The sequence below is a fragment of the Mesorhizobium sp. EU05-FHT14A09 genome (assembly GCF_058790995.1).
In genome coordinates, this window is the sequence record NZ_JBYTDF010000002.1 from 33753 (window position 1) to 52214 (window position 18462).

The following is an 18462-nucleotide window of genomic DNA, read 5'->3' on the forward strand; positions in this document are numbered from 1 at the left end:
TTACGGCGACAGGTGTGATGCAGGCACTGTGCCCGACAATTTTCGCACGGGTCTTGGTGATTGAGCCTTGCGCTGCTAGTCTGGCGCCAACTTACGAAATGTTCGTGCCAGCAGCGTTCGGGTAACCGGTTCGCGCGGCACTGGAAGGATACGCAGTGAAAGACCGCGACGCCGGCGCTGGAGCGCTGGAGGGCGGCATGTCGGAGGGGATTTCGGCATTGCCCGACCCTGGATCCCGGGCCGCAGGCCGAGAGGGTCACAACAACAGTGGCACGCGATGGGATTCGCACGCCGCTGCTCCGCAGGCAGCCAAAGGACGTAAACGACGCAAGCGGCGGCGAGGGCGCAAGGTATTTGCGCCCGCCGATGGTGCAGCCCCCATCACAACCGCGACCGGGGCATCACCGAGAACAGCGCAGCCGTCCCTCGCATCTAATGCTCAACCAGCAAGTCCGGGTGCAGCACTCGACGAAAAGCCGCGCCCTGCCTGGAACGGCGAGCTTCCCGTCTTTGCCGCGCTCGATCTCGGCACCAACAATTGCCGCTTGCTGGTCGCGGTCCCGGGACGCCACGGACAGTTCCGGGTGATCGATGCCTTTTCGCGCATCGTACGCCTTGGCGAGGGGCTTTCCGCAAGCGGTCGCCTCAGTGACGCGGCCATGAACCGTGCCATCGAGGCATTGAAGGTGTGCGCCGACAAGTTGCGTATTCGCAAGGTGGCCCGGGCACGATTGATTGCCACAGAGGCTTGCCGGTCGGCGGCCAATGGCGAGGAATTCCTGGAGCGGGTGGAACGCGAAGCCGGGCTTAAGCTGGAGATCATCGACCGCGAAACCGAGGCGCGACTTGCCGTTTCAGGGTGCGGTTCACTGATCGATCGCGAGACCAAGGGCGTGGTGTTGTTCGATATCGGCGGCGGCTCGTCCGAAATCGCCTTGATCGACCTCAGCAACCGCCGCTCGCAACGCCTGGCGAATCATATCGTCTCCTGGACCTCGCTTCCGGTCGGGGTCGTCTCGCTGGCGGAACGCTTCGGCGGCCGCACGGTGACGCGTGAGAGTTTTGCCGCGATGGTCGACGATGTCGCCGGACGTCTCGCCGCATTCGATGGTCGCCATCGGCTGAGCCACCTTGTGGCCGGTCCGCACTTTCATCTGCTCGGCACCTCGGGAACGGTAACGACTCTGGCCGGGGTTCATCTCGACCTCGAGCGTTACGACCGCCGTCGCGTCGACGGCTTGTGGATGGGAAGCGAGAACGTCGACCGCATGGTGGAAAAACTGCTGGGCTGGGATTTTCAGCAACGCGTTGCCAACCCTTGCATTGGCGCGGACCGCGCCGACCTGGTTCTTGCCGGCTGTGCGATCCTCGAGGCTATTCGAGCAGTATGGCCCTCGGAACGCCTGCGCGTCGCCGACCGCGGCTTGCGCGAAGGGATCTTGAGTGAATTGATGGCCGACGACCGCTCTACGCGCGGTTCCTGGCGGGCAGAGGGCCGGAAATGACCAACAAGAAGGACGGCGCTGGCAGCACGACACGTGTTCTGCGTACCAAAGTGAAGAAGAAACGCGGCCTGAAGGAATCGTCGCGGCGCTGGCTCGAACGGCATCTCAACGACCCTTACGTCCAGCGTTCCAAGGCGGATGGCTATCGCTCGCGTGCCGCTTACAAGCTGATCGAAATCGACGACAAGCATCATCTGCTGAAGCCTGGGCAGAAGGTGATCGACCTCGGCGCGGCACCGGGTGGCTGGTGCCAGGTGGCTGCAGCGCGCACGAAATCGACGGCAGAGGCACCGCATGTCGTCGGCATCGACTATCTGGAGATGGACGCTGTTCCCGGCGCCGCCATCGTGCAGATGGATTTCCTCGACGACGCGGCGCCGACGCGGCTGGTCGAGGCACTGGGCGGACAACCGGACATCATTCTTTCCGATATGGCTGCACCAACGACCGGGCATCGTCGTACCGACCATCTCCGCACCATGCACCTGTGCGAAGTGGCGGCCGACTTTGCCATGTCAGTCCTGAAGCCCGGCGGTCATTTCCTGACCAAAACCTTCCAGGGCGGCACCGAAAACGAGCTGCTGGACATGCTGAAACGATCTTTTCGTTCTGTCCATCACGTCAAGCCGCCAGCATCGCGCGACGAATCGGTCGAGCTCTATCTGCTGGCCAAGGACTTCAAGGGGCGGGCGCCAACTGAAGAGTAGAGCCTGCACCTCAGGCTGTCGGTGCGGTGCTTTCGATCGGCTTTCCAGGCTGAGCCTTGTAACCGGAGACGGCGTTGCCGGCATCCGGTGACAGGCGCATGAAGGACAGCGAAGCCAAAGCCGCCACCGCAGCGACGATGAAGAAGGCGATGTGAAAGTCGCTCAAGGTGAGTGGGCCGCCATGTATCTTGGTCGAAATCTCCAGGATACCGCCGGCCAGAGCGACGCCGAGCGCGATGTTGAGCTGCTGCGCCACCGCCGTGATCGGTGTCGCCTTTGATGTGTCTTCGGACGGGATTTCAGCGAATGCCAGCGTGTTGACGCCGGTGAAGAACATCGAGCGGATAAAACCGCCGACAAGCAGCACGGCCAGCATCAGGAAGTAAGGCGTCGTCGGCGTGAACAACCCGTTGATGGCAATCGAACCGGCAGCCAGGAGCGAGCCCCAAATCAGGACCCGGCGGAAGCCGGCGGCACGAAACAGCCAGGCGGTGACGAATTTCATACCGATCGCGCCAAGAGCCGAGACAAAAGTGATCATGCCCGACTGAAACGGCGTCAGGCCAAAGCCGATCTGGAACATCAGCGGCAGAAGGAACGGCACCGCGCCGATGCCGATGCGGAACAGGCCCCCGCCCAGTACCGAGGCGCGGAAAGCCTGGTTCTGAAACAGGTCGAGTGCCAGCAACGGATTTTTGGCGTGGCGCGCGTGCCAGAGATAGAGCCCGCCGCAAATCACACCGATTATGACGGTGACAAAGCCGATAACGGGCGGGAGTGCCGGCAGGCTGACCACCGAAAGCCCGAAAACGATCCCGGACGCAGCCAGGCCGCTGAGGATCAGACCTATAAAATCGAGTGGCGGCGTATCGCCCGGAGGCGTTTCAGGCAGGTAACGTGTGGCCAGCAGCATGCCTATCATGCCGATCGGCACATTGATCAGGAAAATCCAGTGCCAGGAGAAATAGGTGGTGATGAAACCACCGACGGGCGGGCCAACGAGGGGGCCGACCAAGGCCGGAATGGTGAGCCAGGACATGGCGGCGACGAGATCACTCTTCGGCGTTGCACGAACCAGCACCAGGCGCCCGACCGGCGTCATCATCGCACCGCCCATGCCCTGGAAGAAGCGGGCGAGCACGAAGGTCTCGAGCGAATAGGCCATTGCGCAGGCCACCGAGCCGAGGATGAAAACGGCGATTGCTGCCCGGAACACGTTGCGGGCCCCGAAGCGGTCGGCCATCCAACCGCTGATTGGGATGAAGATGGCGAGCGCGACGAGATAGGCTGTAAGCGCCAGCTTGAGCGCGATCGGGCTCGTCTGGATGTCGGTCGCGATCGCCGGCAGCGAAGTGGCGATGACGGTGGAGTCCATGTTCTCCATGAACAATGCGACGGCCAGCACGAGCGGGATGATTCTGTTCACGAAAAATCTGCACCTTGAAACAACGGCAGCGTCTTTGGGTGGACGCCGTTATCACGGCAATGCGGTTGCGTCCCATTTTGTTCGGTCACTTTTGTGCGACCCGGCCGGCATTGCAACCGTCCAGCACCGTCAGCGAACCGCGCCAGACCGTGGCCTGACGAAACGACGATAGGACGTCACGCACGCTTTCCATCGGCGATCAGACGTGTTACCAGCCACCGCCAATCCTGAAAGGGAAGTTCGAGTCGGCGCACCCATCCGGGTCAGCGCCCGTTTCGGCTTTTAGACCCCACTTTTTGTTCAGATAGGGATCGGCAATGGCAAAGATCATCGAAACCGCTACCGGCGCCTTGGCGCTGACCTTCGACGACGTCTTGCTGCAGCCGGGACATTCCGAAGTGATGCCGGGTGAAACCGATATCCGCACACGCATCGCCAATGATATCGAACTCAACGTTCCCATCATCTCCGCCGCCATGGATACGGTGACGGAAGCCCGGCTGGCCATCGCCATGGCGCAAGCTGGCGGCATCGGCGTCATCCATCGCAATTTCACGCCCGCCGAACAGGCCGAGCAGGTTCGGCAGGTGAAGAAGTTCGAATCGGGCATGGTGGTGAACCCGGTCACCATCGGTCCGGACGCGACCTTGGCGGATGCCCATGGGCTGATGCGCCACTACGGCATTTCCGGCATTCCGGTCGTCGAAAATGGCGGCACCGGCGGTCAGATCACAGGCCGTCTGGTCGGCATCCTCACCAATCGCGACGTGCGTTTTGCCTCCAATCCGGAGCAAAAGGTCTATGAACTGATGACGCGCGAAAATCTGATCACGGTCAAGGAAAACGTCGATCAGAACGAAGCCAAGCGCCTGCTGCACCAGCATCGCATCGAGAAACTTCTTGTCGTGGACAAGAAGGGCAACTGCGTCGGTCTTATCACCGTCAAGGACATCGAGAAGTCACAGCTTAATCCGCATGCCACCAAGGATGCGCAGGGTCGCCTGCGCGCAGCTGCGGCGACCAGTGTCGGCGACGACGGTTTCGAGCGGGCGGAGCGCCTGATCGATGCCGGTGTCGACCTCCTTGTCATCGACACCGCCCACGGCCACTCGCAGCGCGTGCTGGATGCCGTGACGCGCGCCAAGAAGCTTTCCAATTCCGTGCGCATCATTGCGGGCAACGTTGCCACGGCGGCCGGCACCCAGGCACTGATCGACGCTGGCGCGGATGGCGTCAAGGTCGGTATCGGACCCGGTTCGATCTGCACCACCCGTATTGTCGCAGGTGTCGGCGTGCCGCAGCTTTCGGCGATCATGTCGGCTGTGGAAACGGCCGACAAGGCTGGTATCTCGGTCATCGCCGACGGCGGCATCAAATATTCGGGCGACCTTGCCAAGGCGCTGGCCGCCGGCGCCAATGCGGCGATGATCGGTTCCCTGCTTGCAGGCACCGACGAAAGCCCAGGCGAGGTCTATCTGCATCAGGGCCGTTCGTTCAAAGCCTATCGCGGCATGGGGTCGGTCGGCGCAATGGCGCGGGGTTCAGCCGATCGCTACTTCCAGGCGGAAGTGCGTGATACGCTGAAGCTGGTGCCGGAAGGCATCGAGGGACAGGTGCCTTACAAGGGCCCGGTGGCCGGCGTGCTGCATCAACTGGCTGGCGGCTTGAGGGCAGCGATGGGTTATGTCGGCGCCCGCGACCTTGGCGACCTGCGCGAACGTGCGACCTTCGTGCGCATCTCCAATGCAGGCCTGCGCGAAAGCCACGCGCATGACGTGACGATCACGCGCGAGAGCCCGAACTACCACGGCGGCGCCTGAGTAAATCGGGACTGGCGAGGGGCGAGGGCGGTCGTCGCCCTCGCGCCGAGAGCGTTTTCGTCTTTCACGGAAACGCTCTAAGTTTTTGTTTTAGACACATTTTTGTAACGCCAAGTGATCCCACTTGGCTGCAAAAATGCTCTAGGCATTCAGGTCGAAGACTGCGATCCTGCGCTTCTCGAACTTGATGCCGATTTCGCCGCGCACGAGCCGGAGTGCAGCATCGCCGAACACGGCACGACGCCAGCCTTGCAATGCTGGTACGTCAGCGTCTTCGCCTTCCGCGGCGATCCGGTCAATATCCTCGCTCGTCGCCAGCACCTTGGCGGCAACCCCCTGCTTCTCGGCAACGATCCGGAGCAGGACCTTCAGCAATTCCGATGCCGCACTTGTGCCTTCCGGTGGCTGAAACACCTTCGGCAGTTTCGGCATCTCATCCTTGGGAAGGGCAAGAGCCGAGTTGACGGCTTCGAGCAGCGATGTCGCCGTCGCCGAGCGTTCCCATCCCTTCGGAGTGGTGCGCAGACGGCCGAGAGCAACAGTATCGCGCGGCGCCTGTTGCGCGATCTCATAGATCGCATCGTCTTTCAGCACCCGGCCGCGCGGCACATCGCGTTCCCGCGCCTCGCGCTCCCGCCAGGCTGCGACCGCCTGCACCACCGCCAGCTCCTGCGGCTTGCGCAAGCGCATCTTCAGCCGCTTCCAGGCATCCTCGGGATGAGGATCATACGTCTCGCGGGAGGTCAGAACCTCCATCTCCTCGTTCAGCCAATGGGCGCGATCCTCGCGGGCCAGCTGCTCGTTCAGATGTTTATAGACATCGATGAGATGGGTGACGTCGGCCAACGCATAGTCGAGCTGCTTGTCGGAGAGCGGCCTGTGGCGCCAGTCGGTGAAACGCGACGACTTGTCGAGGCGCGCACCTGTCACCTTCTGCACAAGCTGATCGTAGGAAACACTGTCGCCGAAACCGCAGACCATGGCCGCAACCTGGGTATCGAAAACCGGATGCGGAATGAGATCGCCGAGATGGACGATGATTTCGATGTCCTGGCGCGCCGCGTGGAAAACCTTGACGACGTTCTCATTGCGCATGAGATCGAAAAACGGCTTCAGGTCCAGTCCCGGCGCCAGCGGATCGATCAACGCGGTAATACCGGGGGCCGCCATCTGGATCAGGCACAGGACAGGCCAAAAGGTGGTTTCGCGGATGAACTCGGTATCAACGGTGACGAATTCGGATTTGGCGAGTTCGCGAACAACCGCATCCAGTTCTTCTTGGTTTGTTATCAGATGCATCAAAATCTCATCGGCAAGGAATGCGATCTTGTCTCGCCTGCCGACCGGCTTCGTCAAGTCATAGTTGGACGCATTCTTGCCATCGGCGGCTTATATAGGCCTTTTTCCCGCCCGATTTGAAACCGCTCAGTGGGAATCGCCAAATATCTGCGAAAAACGGAACAGAAATCGCGTTCCGCGGACGGCCCTATCGACCTTTATTCAAGCGAAGTCTCAGGTGCTCATATGGTGATGCTGACCGTCAGCCCGGAAGTCGACGAAGAGATCGCCGACATGATCGGCGAGGGGTTGGACGAATACAACATCGCCAAAGGCGGCCCGTACAACCATGAAGACGTCTGGATTCTGGCGCGCGGTGATGACGGCGTCGTCCTAGCTGGGCTGAAGGCCCATACCGGGTACGGCTGGATGTTCGTCGACTGGCTGTGGGTGAGTCCGCAGCACCGCAAAGGCGGGATCGGCAGCCAATTGCTTGCCAAGGCGGAAGCGATCGCGCGCGAGCGCGGCTGTCTCGGCGCGTATCTCGAAACCTTTTCCTTCCAGGCACCGGACTTCTACCAACGCCACGGTTTTCAAGAATTCGGCCGCATCGACGACTATCCGCCCGGGCACGCCACCATCTGGCTGAAGAAGCAGTTCTGACCGCCAAGTGTCGAAGTAGACCAGTTGGCTTGGTCGGATAGCTCTTCTGTTATCGCGTTCACCTTGACAAAAGCCGGCTTGCATGCGCTTTTCGCGCCAATTTTCGGGCATGGTGCACACTGCGCCGCCCGTTCGCATGAACCCCTGAAATCTTGGAATGGCAGTCCTATGCATCGTTACCGCAGCCACACCTGTGCCGCACTCAGGAAGTCGGATGTCGGCGAGAATGTCCGGCTCTCCGGCTGGGTCCATCGCGTCCGCGATCACGGCGGCCTGCTGTTCATCGATCTGCGCGATCATTATGGTCTGACCCAGATCGTCGCCGACCCGGATTCGCCGGCTTTCAAGGCGGCAGAGACCGTGCGTGGCGAATGGGTGATCCGCGTCGACGGTGACGTCAAGGCACGCACCGCAGAGACCGTCAACGCCAACCTGCCGACCGGCGAGATCGAGATTTTCGCACGCGAGATCGAAGTGCTCTCCGCGGCCAAGGAACTGCCGCTGCCGGTGTTTGGCGAGCCTGATTATCCCGAGGACGTGCGCCTGAAGTACCGTTTCCTGGATCTGCGCCGCGACACGCTGCACAAGAACATCGTCAAGCGCACGCAGGTCATCGCCTCGATGCGCCGTGAAATGACGGCTGCCGGTTTCGCCGAATACTCGACGCCGATCCTGACTGCCTCCTCGCCGGAAGGCGCACGCGACTTCCTGGTGCCGAGCCGCATCCATCCCGGCAATTTCTATGCCCTGCCGCAGGCACCGCAGCAGTACAAGCAACTGCTGATGGTCGCGGGCTTCGACCGCTATTTCCAGATCGCTCCCTGTTTCCGCGACGAGGATCCGCGCGCCGACCGCTTGCCAGGCGAGTTCTACCAGCTCGACCTGGAGATGAGTTTCGTCACCCAGGAAGACGTCTGGAACACCATGACGCCGCTGATGACTACGGTGTTCGAGCAGTTCGCCGAAGGCAAGCCGGTGACCAAGGAATGGCCGCGTATCCCTTATGACGAGGCGATCCGCAAATACGGCTCCGACAAACCCGACCTGCGCAACCCCATCGTCATGGAACAGGTGACAAGCCATTTCGATGGTTCCGGCTTCAAGGTCTTCGCCAACATGATCGCCTCGAACCCGAAGGTGCAGGTCTGGGCGATTCCGGCCAAGACGGGCGGCTCGCGCGCCTTCTGCGACCGCATGAATGCCTGGGCGCAGCAGCAGGGCCAGCCTGGCCTTGGCTACATCTTCTGGCGCAAGGAAGCCGACAAGCTCGAAGGCGCCGGCCCGCTGGCCAAGAACATCGGTGAGGAGCGCACCGAAGCGATCCGCACCCAACTCGGACTGGATGACGGCGATGCCTGCTTCTTCGTCGCCGGCGAGCCGGACAAGTTCTACAAGTTCGCCGGTGAAGCACGTACCCGCGCCGGCGAGGAGCTGAACCTCGTCGACCGCGATCGCTTCGAACTGTGCTGGATCGTCGACTTCCCGTTCTTCGAATGGAACGAGGACGAGAAGAAGGTCGACTTCGCGCACAACCCGTTCTCGATGCCGCAAGGCGGTCTGGAAGCGCTGAAGAGCCAGGACCCGCTCACCATCAAGGCCTTCCAGTACGACGCCGTCTGCAACGGCTTCGAGATTGCTTCCGGCTCGATCCGCAACCAGTCACCGGAGACCATGGTGGCGGCCTTCGAAAAGGTCGGGCTGAGCCAGCAGGACGTGGAAGACCGTTTCGGCGGCCTTTATCGCGCCTTCCAGTACGGCGCGCCGCCGCATGGCGGTGCAGCGTTCGGCATCGACCGCATCATCATGCTGCTCGTCGGCGCTAAGAACCTGCGCGAAATCTCGCTGTTCCCGATGAACCAGCAGGCCCAGGATCTGCTGATGGGGGCACCGAGCCCGGCAACGCTTACGCAGCTGCGCGAGCTTGAACTGCGCATCACACCGCAGAAGAAAGACGCCTGATCGGCACAGCCGACCCCAATCGTCCAATAAAAGGGCTCCGAAATCCGGGGCCCTTTTTTGTTATAAAACAGCATCTTCGGGATCAGTGCTTCGAGTGATGCTTGGGCTCGTAGCGCCCGTCCGCCGTCTTGTCGAACAACTCGTTGATCTGCGGGTGCCGCACCGGTTCGCCGGAATCGTCTTCGAGCAGGTTCTGCTCCGAGACATAGGCGATGTATTCGGTCTCCGAATTCTCGGCCAGCAGATGATAGAACGGCTGATCCTTGCGCGGCCTGACTTCCGCAGGGATCGATTCATACCATTCTTCGGTGTTGGCAAATTGCGGGTCGACATCGAAGATGATGCCGCGAAACGGAAACAGCCGGTGGCGAACCACCTGTCCGATCGAGAATCTGGCTGTTTTCATCACACTCACCACACAACTTTCCATTGTTATTTGGCGCAGGAACCGCCGCAATTCAATCCTGCCACGCTTGCACCCCCTCCGATCAGCCTATAGGCCGGGTCAAGAATCGTCGGGGAACGGCATGTCGGAAGTCATCGGTCTGGTCCTGCCGTTCTTCGGACTGATCTTCCTGGGTTTTCTGGTGGCGCGCCTGACCAGGCAGCCGCTGGAGGCGCTGGGATGGATGAACACCTTCATCGTCTATGTCGCTTTGCCGGCGCTGTTCTTCCAGCTCCTCGCCAAGACCCCATTCGAGAAGCTGACGGAGTGGAACTTCATCCTCGGCTCGGTCCTTTCGACCTATGTCGTCTTCTCCCTGATGTTCGGCGCCTCCGTCATCCTGTCACGCGGCGAGATCGCACAATCGACCATCAAGGCGCTGGCTGCGGCTTACGGCAATATCGGCTACATGGGCCCGGGACTGGCACTGCTTGCCTTTGGCGAACAGGCGGCGGTACCGGTGGCGCTGATCTTCTGTTTTGAAAACATCATCCATTTCGCCGTCGCGCCGATGATGATGGCGCTGTCCGGTGGCGAAAAACGGCCTGCGGCCGAGTTGATCCTGGACGTCATTCGAAAGATCGTCCTGCATCCTTTCATCATCGCCACGGCTGTCGGCGTTGCAGCCGCCTATTTCCAGTTCAGGCCGCCGGTGCCGTTGGAAAGGCTGCTCGTCTACCTGTCGAACGCCGCCGCACCCTGTGCTTTGTTCGCGATGGGCGTTACGCTCGCCTTGAGACCTTTGAACCGTGTGCCGACCGAGATGCTGCCGATCGCCTTGCTCAAGCTCATCGTGCATCCGCTGCTGTGCTATGTGGTGTTGAGCGCCATCGGCAATTTTTCGCCGGCCTGGCTGTTTTCGGCGGTGCTGCTCGCTGCCTTGCCGACCGCGACCAACGTCTTCGTCATCGCCCAGCAATATGGCGTGTGGGTGCACCGCGCTTCGGCCAGCGTGCTGATCACCACCTGCCTTTCGGTGTTTACGGTGACCGGGCTGCTTTATCTGATCCGCAATGGCATCCTGCCGCCGGATCTGTTCCCTTAGAGCAATTCCAGGAAAAGTGCGAAGCGGTTTTCCGTCCGGAATTGCGTGAAAACAAGGAGTTGGAGCGTTTCCGTTAAGATCGGAAACGCTCCAGGCCGCCGGCGATCGCCGCGAACCCGCTGCCGGGACGCAGCCCTTCGCGCATGAAAAAAGCGCGCAGCGGTGCGAAGCCGCCAAGCAGGCCGAGGCCCGCGCTGCGCGCCACCTGTGCAGGCAACATGTCTGAAAGCAGTGACATGTTGAGCAGGTTGACCGCGCCGCTTCTGGCCAGGATATCGGGCCGCCGCTTGAAGTCGTAGGCGGCGAGCGCAGCAACACCACCCGGGTCGCTCTGGTTCTTCACAGCGACGTCAACAAGATCGTCTATATCCCGAATGCCGAGATTAAGTCCTTGCGCGCCTATGGGCGGGAAGACATGCGCGGCTTCGCCGACCAGCGCGATACGTTTTGCGGCGAAACGCAGCGGCGTGGCAGCCGAGAGCGGATAAATCTGCCTGCCGGGCTCGACGCTGACCCGGCCAAGCATGGATTGCATGCGCTCCTCGACCTTGACCGAGAGCGCTGCATCATCGAGTGCTGCCAGTTCCTTGGCCGTTTCCGGCTCGACCACCCAGACGAGGCTCGAGCGGTTTCCGGGCAAGGGAACCTGCGTGCACGGACCTGTTTCTGTGTGGAACTCGGTCGAAACGAACCCATGCTCGACCCGGTGGCCAAAATTCAGCACCAGCGCGGCCTGTGGATAGTTACGCTTGGCCGTCGTTATGCCGGCAGCCGCGCGTGCAGGCGAGAGCCGGCCATCGGCGGCAATGGCGAGGGCGCCGGAAAGCGAGGATCCGTCGTCGAGGGTCGCGATTGCTGTACCCTGGTCGAGAGACCAGCCGGTGACGAGAGACTTGCGCCATTCAATCCGGGGTGAGGCTTCAACCGCCTTCGCCAGGACGGGATTGAACACATTGTTGGGAAAGTTCAGGCCGAACTGTTCTTCGTCGATCTCGCTAGCGCGGAAGGTGACAACCGGACTGCGGATAAGCCGTCGGGTGGCATCGATGATACGCATGACCTTGAGCGGAGCAGCCACGGCACGCAACTCGCCAAGAATGCCGATCCGGTCGAGTACTTTCAGCGCGGGATTCATCAGCGCCGTGGTGCGCCCATCGGAGGCATTGGCGTCGGGCCCGACGAGCGACACTGCAAAACCGGCATGGGCAAATGCGAGGGCGGCGATCAAACCTGCCGGGCCGGTGCCGGCGACGATGATGTGGGCTCTGGACTCTGGCATCGGCACTCGCATTGCTTTTCTGCTGGCGGATCGGAGAGTGTCCGGTGGCGGTCGACCTGCCATGAACAACGCATATAGTGCAGCCGGACTTGTGTGATCAACGTGACGATTCAGCCTATGAGCGGCCAAAGCGACGATTTCAGCCACCTCGACCGCGTCGGGCGGACGGTTGCCGGCGTCGGCACGAGGCCGCGTTTCATGGTGCTGACAGCCCTTGTCGGTGCGGTTTTGCTGGCATGGCTTCTGCTTGCGGCGATGGCGATACGCAGTGTGCAAGCCGGATTTGCCGGCGCTGTTCCAGGTGGCGGCCTGCTGCAGGATCTGCCGGCAATACCGCTGCCCGATTTCCTGGCACGCTTCATCGCGCTGTGTGTGGGGCCGGCGCCGTTCCAGGCCAACTCCGTCGGCCAGTTCTCCGCCTTGGTCCTGATGTGGTTCCTTATGGCGATGGCGACCATGCTGCCTTCCGCGGCCCCAATGATCCGCACCTATTGCGAAATCGCCGACACCGCCCGCATCAAGGGGGAGCCGGTTGTGCATCCTTTGATCCTTGTGACCGGGTATCTGGCGGTCTGGCTGCTGGCAGCGATAGCCTTTGCCGGGCTGACGTTCGGACTGCAGACGATAAATCTGGACGGGCGGTCTCTCGCTCCCGTCAATGGCGTCGCTGCCGCAGCGCTGCTTGGCGCAGCCGGCCTTTATCAGTTCAGCGGCTTGAAAGAAGCCTGCCTCAGGAAATGCCGGCGGCCGTTCTCGATTCTCTTCGCACGCTGGAGCGACAAGCCCCGGCGTATCCTGTATCTGGGGGTAGAGCAGGGAATATGGTGTCTGGGCTGCTGCTGGGCGTTGATGCTGGTCATGTTCGCCGTCGGCATCATGAATTTGTTCTGGATGGTTCTGCTCGGCCTGTTTGCCTTGCTCGAAAAACAAGTGAATGGCCGCCTGCCCAGCCGTCTTGCCGGCGCGATACTGCTTGTATGGGCTACCGCCCTGCTATTAGTGTCCCTGCATTAGGGCATTCCGTTCTCACGGAAACGCGGAAACGCTCTAACTCTTTGTTTCTACGCAATTCCGGACGGAAAACCCGTCCGCACTTTTCCTGGAATTGCTCTAGAGGGACAGCCGGCGATGACCGACCACAGTTGGGCGATGAAAGGAGAGCTTGTACTTTCCTGCAATTGCACGGTTTTCTGCCCTTGCGTGCTGTCGCTGGGCAATCATCCGCCGACGGAAGGCTATTGCCAAACCTGGGCCGGTTTTCGAATCGACGCGGGTCATTCCGGGGAAGTCGATCTTTCCGGGCTCAATCTCGGGCTGGTCATGGAAATCCCGGGCTATATGAGCCGCGGCAACTGGACCGCGGGCCTGTTCATCGACAAGCGCGCGTCGATCCATGCCGTCAAGGCGCTGACCCGCATCTTCACCGGCAAGGCCGGCGGTACCACATCGCTGTTGTCGATCCTGGTCGGCAAATTCCTCGGTGTCGAACAGGTGCCGATCAGCTATGAAACGCAGGATCGCACGCGCGTCTTCCAGATTCCGAAGATCATCGATGGCGCGATCACACCCATTCCCGGCAAGGCGCGTGGCAAGGACACGGTGATCAGCAACTCTGAATACTGGATCGCGCCAGAGATCATCGTCGCCAAGTCGGACAAGAGTCGCATGCGCGCCTTCGGCCGCAATTGGAATTTCGCCGGCCGCTCGGCCGAGATATGCAAGCTGGATTGGCGGGGCCCGTGAAGACGAAAACAACCGCAAAGAAGATCGCCGAGCGCATCCCGCTCCCGAAGAAGAAGGTGACCTGGCCGCAAGCGAGGGCGTTCTCCGTCCATCTGCTCACGGCGTCCGGTTCATTCCTGGCTTTCCTGTCGCTGGTGGCCGCAAGCGAACAACGCTGGACGGCGATGTTCTGGTGGCTCGGTCTCGCTCTGTTCGTCGATGGCATAGATGGGCCGATCGCGCGCAAGCTGGAGGTGAAGGAAATCCTGCCGACCTGGTCCGGCGAACTGCTCGACAACATCATCGACTACGTGACCTACGTGCTGATCCCGGCCTTCGCCTTGTATCAGCGCGGTTTCATGGGCGAAGGGCTGTCGTTCCTGTCGGCGGCGATCATCGTCGTGTCGAGTGCGATCTACTATGCCGACACCGGCATGAAGACGAAGGAGAATTTCTTCAAGGGGTTCCCGGTGGTGTGGAACATGGTGGTCTTCACGCTGTTCGTCATCGAACCCGGGCAATGGGTGTCCTTTGCCGTGGTGGTGATCGCCGGCATCCTCACCTTTGTGCCGATCAATTTCCTGCACCCGGTCCGCGTGGTGCGGCTGCGGCCGGTGAACCTCACCGTCACGCTGCTCTGGTGCGGCTTCGGCGCACTGGCACTGGCGCAGTCAGCACTTGCCAGTTTCTACAACCAGATCGGTGTTCTCGGCGAGCAGGTCAGCCTTTTCACCAAGATCGGCATCAGCATTACCGGTATCTACCTGTTCTGTATCGGCGGCGTCATGCAGTTCTTCCCCAATCTTGGCGCCAGGAAAGTTTGAAGATGAGCAAAGCGATCCGCATCCACGCCCATGGCGGCCCCGAAGCCCTGGTCTATGAGGACGCCGATCCGGGCCGCCCGAGTGCTGGCCAGATCCTTGTCAGGCATACGGCGATCGGTCTCAACTTTATCGACATCTATTTCCGCACCGGGCTTTATCCGGCTCCCAACGGGCTGCCCCTGGTCCCTGGAGGGGAAGCCGCCGGTGTCGTCCTGGAACTGGGTGAAGGTGTTGACGGGCTCAAGCTGGGGGACCGGGTCGCCTATGCCACCAACGTGGGTGCCTATGCCGAGGAGCGCGTCATCGCCGCCGACCGAGTCGTGAAAATCCCTGACGGCATCAGCGACGAGCAGGCCGCCGGCATGATGCTGAAGGGCATGACGGCCGAATATCTCCTGCGTCGCACCTTCAAGGTCGGGCAGGGTGATACGATCCTCTATCATGCCGCTGCTGGCGGTGTCGGGCTGATCCTCGGGCAATGGGCCAAGCATCTTGGCGCAACAGTCATCGGAACGGCCAGCTCCCCGCAAAAAGCCGAACTCGCCAGGGCGCATGGCTACGACCACGTCATCGACTACAGGACGCGGGACTTCGTCGCCGAAGTGGCCCGGCTGACCGACGGCCGAAAATGTGACGTGGTCTATGATTCGGTTGGCAAGGACACATTTCCCGGTTCGCTGGACTGCGTGCGCCCGCTCGGCACCTTCGTCAGCTTTGGCCAGTCATCGGGACCGATCCCACCCTTCAACATCGCGCTGTTGTCGCAAAAGGGCTCGCTGTTTGCCACCCGACCGACACTGTTCGTCTACAACGCCAGACGCGAGGATCTCGAGGCCTCGGCAAAGGCCCTGTTCGACGTGGTGGCGAAAGGCGTAGTCGAGATCAAGATCAACCAGACCTATTCTTTGAAGGACGCCGGCAGAGCCCAGGCCGATCTTGAAGGACGCAAGACCACAGGGACGACAGTGCTTGTTCCTTGAGCATTCGCTTGCTGTTTCGCTGAAATTCTTGAAGCTCTTTCAATTTGCGTGCCGCTATCGGAGTTAAGCCGCTACTGCCTACGATGATTGCGGGAACACAGAACATATTCGGGAAAACCGAATGGGAGGCACTGTGAGTACACGAGAAGCCGCCACGAGCCTGCTCGAGGTTCGCGGGCTGACGAAGGTATTTGGCACGCTGACTGCGTGCGACCACATCGACCTCACCATCCAGAAAGGCGAGATCCACGCGCTGCTCGGCGAAAATGGCGCCGGCAAGTCGACGCTCGTGAAGATGCTGTTCGGATCGCTGGAACCGCATTCCGGCGAGATACGCTGGGAAGGGCAGCCGGTCAGGATGACCAGTCCGAGCGTCGCAAAAAAGCTCGGTATCGGTATGGTCTTTCAGCATTTTTCGCTGTTCGAGGCACTGACCGCCGCCGAGAACATCGCGCTTTCGCTCGACGATGGCGCACCAATCGGTACGATCGCCGCCAAAGCCCGGGCACTGTCATACTCCTATGGCCTGCCGCTCGACCCGGACTCGCTCGTCGGCGATCTTTCCGTCGGCGAACGCCAACGCATCGAGATCATCCGCTGCTTGCTGCAGGCGCCGCAATTGATCATCCTCGACGAGCCGACTTCGGTGCTTACACCGCAGGAAGCCGACAAGCTGTTCGAAACGCTTGAGCGGCTGCGTGCTGAGGGCAAGTCGATCCTCTACATTTCGCATCGCCTCGAAGAGGTGAAACGCCTGTGTGACCGGGCGACCGTCCTGCGGCACGGCAAGGTCGTCGGCCACTGCAACCCTCGCGAGGAAACCGCTTCGTCGCTGGCCCGCATGATGGTCGGCAACGAGGTGAAATCCGCCGAACGGACACCGATCACGCTCGACGGTGCGCAGGAACTGCTCAGTGTCTGCGGTTTGAGCCGCAAGCCGGCCGGACCGTTTTCCACGCCGCTCAAGAACATCTGGCTGTCCGTGAAGGCGGGCGAGATCCTCGGCATCGCCGGCGTTGCCGGTAACGGCCAGGGCGAGTTGTTCGAGGCACTGTCAGGTGAAGTGCTGCAGACCAGTGCCGATGCGGTGCGCATTCGTGGCAAGGATGCCGGCAAGCTGGATATCACCGGTCGCCGCCTGCTCGGCGCGGCTTTCGTGCCGGAAGAACGGTTGGGCCATGGCGCCGCTCCGCGCATGAAGCTTTCCGAAAATCTGCTGCTTTCCCGCTATGCAACCGACGGCAAGGCATTTGTCGGCTCGGGCGGCATGGTCAAGAGCGGTGCCGTCTATGACGCGGCACAACGCATCATCAAGATGATGGACGTACGCAAGAGCGCGCCGGATCCAGAGGCGGCAGCGCTTTCGGGCGGTAATCTGCAGAAATTCATCGTCGGTCGCGAACTGGACCGCCAGCCGACCGTCATGGTCGTCAACCAGCCGACCTGGGGTGTCGATGCCGGCGCCTCGGCCCATATCCGCCAGGCCCTGATCGAACTGGCGCGTAGCGGCTCGGCCGTCTTGGTCATCAGTCAGGATCTGGACGAGCTGTTCGAGATCTCCGACGCCATCGCTGTCATGCACAATGGCGAACTGTCGAAGCCGATCCCGATCGCCGACGCGACTTTCGAAAGGATCGGCCTGCTGATGGGCGGAGCAGAACCCGGTCACATCGACCAGAAGCTGGAGACCGCGTGATGCGCCTGGAACTCGTCAAGCGCCCGCAACGCTCGGTGCTGTTTTCGGCGCTGTCGCCGTTTATCGCCTTCGGATTGACGATCATTGCAGGCGCGATCCTTTTCGCAGTGCTCGGCATCAACCCGTTGACGGCCTTCTACACCTACTTCATTTCGCCGATCACCGAGGTGTGGCAGTTGCACGAACTGGCGATCAAGGCAGCTCCGCTGATCCTGATCGCCGTCGGCTTGTCCGTCTGCTTCCGTTCCAACATCTGGAACATCGGCGCTGAGGGTCAGTTTGTCTTCGGTGCGATCGTTGGTTCGGTCATTCCGGTGCTCTATCCGGACATGCAGGGCCCTTACGTGCTGCCGCTCATGCTGCTGATGGGTATGGTGGGGGGAGCTGCCTATGCTGCGATCCCGGCATTCCTGAAGACCCGCTTCAACACCAATGAGATCCTGACCAGCCTGATGCTGGTCTATGTCGCGCAGCTGTTCCTCGATTGGCTGGTGCGTGGACCCTGGCGCGATCCCAAGGGCTTCAATTTCCCGCAAACGGTACAGTTCAATCCATCCGCCGTATTGCCGGAATTGATGCCGATGTCCGGCCGCGCCAATCTGGGCTTTGTCTTCGCGCTCGTCGCCGCGATTCTGGTCTGGATCCTGATGAGCCGCATGCTGAAGGGCTTCGAGATCCGTGTGCTGGGCTCAAGCCCGCGGGCAGGGCGGTTTGCCGGCTTCAGCTTCAACCGCATGGTGTTTTTCGCCTTCATGCTCTCTGGCGCCTTAGCCGGGCTTGCCGGCATATCGGAAGTTTCCGGTGCCATCGGCCAGCTGCAGCCTTCGATTTCACCAGGCTACGGCTTCACCGCCATCATCGTTGCCTTCCTCGGGCGCCTCAACCCGCTTGGCATCGTCGCCGCCGGCCTGGTGCTTGGGTTGACGTATCTCGGCGGTGAAGCGGCACAGAGCGTGCTCGGCATTTCCGACAAGGTGGCGCGCGTCTTCCAGGGCATGCTGCTGTTTTTCGTGTTGGGTTGCGACACGCTGATCCACTACCGCATCCGGCTCGTCGGCCTGGCACCGTCACCCAAACTGGAAGCTTCGCCGAAGCTGGAAGAGGCTCACTGAC

Annotated in this window: 16 protein-coding genes; 12 read left to right on the top strand and 4 right to left on the bottom strand. The window is 61.3% G+C overall.

The genetic code is table 11. The features are described 5' to 3' along the window. Positions 1-197 precede the first annotated feature (197 nt). Entirely contained in the window at positions 198-1505 is a 1308-nt protein-coding gene (locus AC3WTO_RS07520) for a Ppx/GppA phosphatase family protein (protein ID WP_492460829.1), read from the top strand. Beyond that, entirely contained in the window at positions 1502-2212 is a 711-nt protein-coding gene (locus tag AC3WTO_RS07525) for an RlmE family RNA methyltransferase (protein ID WP_492460088.1), read from the top strand. Before AC3WTO_RS07520 ends, AC3WTO_RS07525 begins: the two co-directional genes overlap by 4 nt. 10 nt (positions 2213-2222) lie before the next feature. Here the strand turns inward: AC3WTO_RS07525 and AC3WTO_RS07530 are convergent, their stop codons facing one another. Then, entirely contained in the window at positions 2223-3638 is a 1416-nt protein-coding gene (locus AC3WTO_RS07530) for a DHA2 family efflux MFS transporter permease subunit (RefSeq protein WP_492460089.1), read from the bottom strand. Positions 3639-3955: 317 nt separating this feature from the next. On the opposite strand from AC3WTO_RS07530, the gene guaB reads away from it, so the two are divergent. Beyond that, positions 3956-5458, top strand: a complete 1503-nt coding sequence (guaB, locus tag AC3WTO_RS07535; RefSeq protein WP_492460090.1) for an IMP dehydrogenase — start codon at positions 3956-3958, stop codon at positions 5456-5458. A 141-nt stretch (positions 5459-5599) separates the two neighbouring features. On the opposite strand, the gene rnd is transcribed toward guaB, so the two are convergent. Beyond that, positions 5600-6757 (bottom strand): ribonuclease D, encoded by a 1158-nt coding sequence (gene rnd / locus AC3WTO_RS07540; RefSeq protein WP_492460091.1) that lies wholly within the window; start codon positions 6755-6757, stop codon positions 5600-5602. 225 nt (positions 6758-6982) lie between these two features. Here rnd and AC3WTO_RS07545 point away from each other — a divergent pair, with 225 nt between their 5' ends. Beyond that, positions 6983-7399 (top strand): GNAT family N-acetyltransferase, encoded by a 417-nt coding sequence (locus AC3WTO_RS07545; protein WP_492460092.1) that lies wholly within the window; start codon positions 6983-6985, stop codon positions 7397-7399. 168 nt (positions 7400-7567) lie between these two features. After that, positions 7568-9358, top strand: a complete 1791-nt coding sequence (aspS, locus tag AC3WTO_RS07550) for an aspartate--tRNA ligase (protein ID WP_492460093.1) — start codon at positions 7568-7570, stop codon at positions 9356-9358. Positions 9359-9440: 82 nt separating this feature from the next. On the opposite strand, the gene hspQ is transcribed toward aspS, so the two are convergent. Beyond that, complete coding sequence (gene hspQ / locus AC3WTO_RS07555; protein WP_054310027.1) at positions 9441-9764, bottom strand: heat shock protein HspQ; 324 nt, start codon at positions 9762-9764, stop codon at positions 9441-9443. Between the two features lie 121 nt (positions 9765-9885). Between hspQ and AC3WTO_RS07560 the strand changes: the two genes are divergently transcribed. Further along, entirely contained in the window at positions 9886-10848 is a 963-nt protein-coding gene (locus AC3WTO_RS07560; protein WP_492460094.1) for an AEC family transporter, read from the top strand. 73 nt (positions 10849-10921) lie between these two features. Here AC3WTO_RS07560 and AC3WTO_RS07565 read toward each other — a convergent pair whose 3' ends face one another. Beyond that, a complete protein-coding gene (locus AC3WTO_RS07565; RefSeq protein ID WP_492460095.1) occupies positions 10922-12127 on the bottom strand; it encodes a UbiH/UbiF family hydroxylase in 1206 nt (401 codons plus the stop codon). Between the two features lie 117 nt (positions 12128-12244). On the opposite strand from AC3WTO_RS07565, the gene AC3WTO_RS07570 reads away from it, so the two are divergent. The 6 genes from AC3WTO_RS07570 to AC3WTO_RS07595 all read left to right on the top strand — a co-directional run bounded on the left by AC3WTO_RS07570 (position 12245) and on the right by AC3WTO_RS07595 (position 18461). Beyond that, complete coding sequence (locus AC3WTO_RS07570; protein ID WP_492460096.1) at positions 12245-13141, top strand: DUF2182 domain-containing protein; 897 nt, start codon at positions 12245-12247, stop codon at positions 13139-13141. A gap of 114 nt (positions 13142-13255) precedes the next feature. Beyond that, positions 13256-13870 (top strand): DUF1326 domain-containing protein, encoded by a 615-nt coding sequence (locus tag AC3WTO_RS07575; RefSeq protein ID WP_492460097.1) that lies wholly within the window; start codon positions 13256-13258, stop codon positions 13868-13870. Beyond that, positions 13843-14673 (top strand): phosphatidylcholine synthase, encoded by an 831-nt coding sequence (pcsA, locus tag AC3WTO_RS07580; protein ID WP_492460098.1) that lies wholly within the window; start codon positions 13843-13845, stop codon positions 14671-14673. Before AC3WTO_RS07575 ends, pcsA begins: the two co-directional genes overlap by 28 nt. A 2-nt stretch (positions 14674-14675) precedes the next feature. Then, positions 14676-15653: a quinone oxidoreductase family protein gene (locus tag AC3WTO_RS07585; protein ID WP_492460099.1), complete on the top strand. Its 978-nt coding sequence runs from the start codon at positions 14676-14678 to the stop codon at positions 15651-15653. A gap of 121 nt (positions 15654-15774) precedes the next feature. After that, positions 15775-17349 carry an ABC transporter ATP-binding protein gene (locus tag AC3WTO_RS07590; RefSeq protein ID WP_492460100.1) on the top strand — a complete coding sequence of 525 codons (1575 nt, stop codon included), beginning with the start codon at positions 15775-15777 and terminating at the stop codon, positions 17347-17349. Continuing rightward, complete coding sequence (locus tag AC3WTO_RS07595; protein ID WP_492460101.1) at positions 17346-18461, top strand: ABC transporter permease; 1116 nt, start codon at positions 17346-17348, stop codon at positions 18459-18461. Before AC3WTO_RS07590 ends, AC3WTO_RS07595 begins: the two co-directional genes overlap by 4 nt. Position 18462 lies beyond the last annotated feature (1 nt).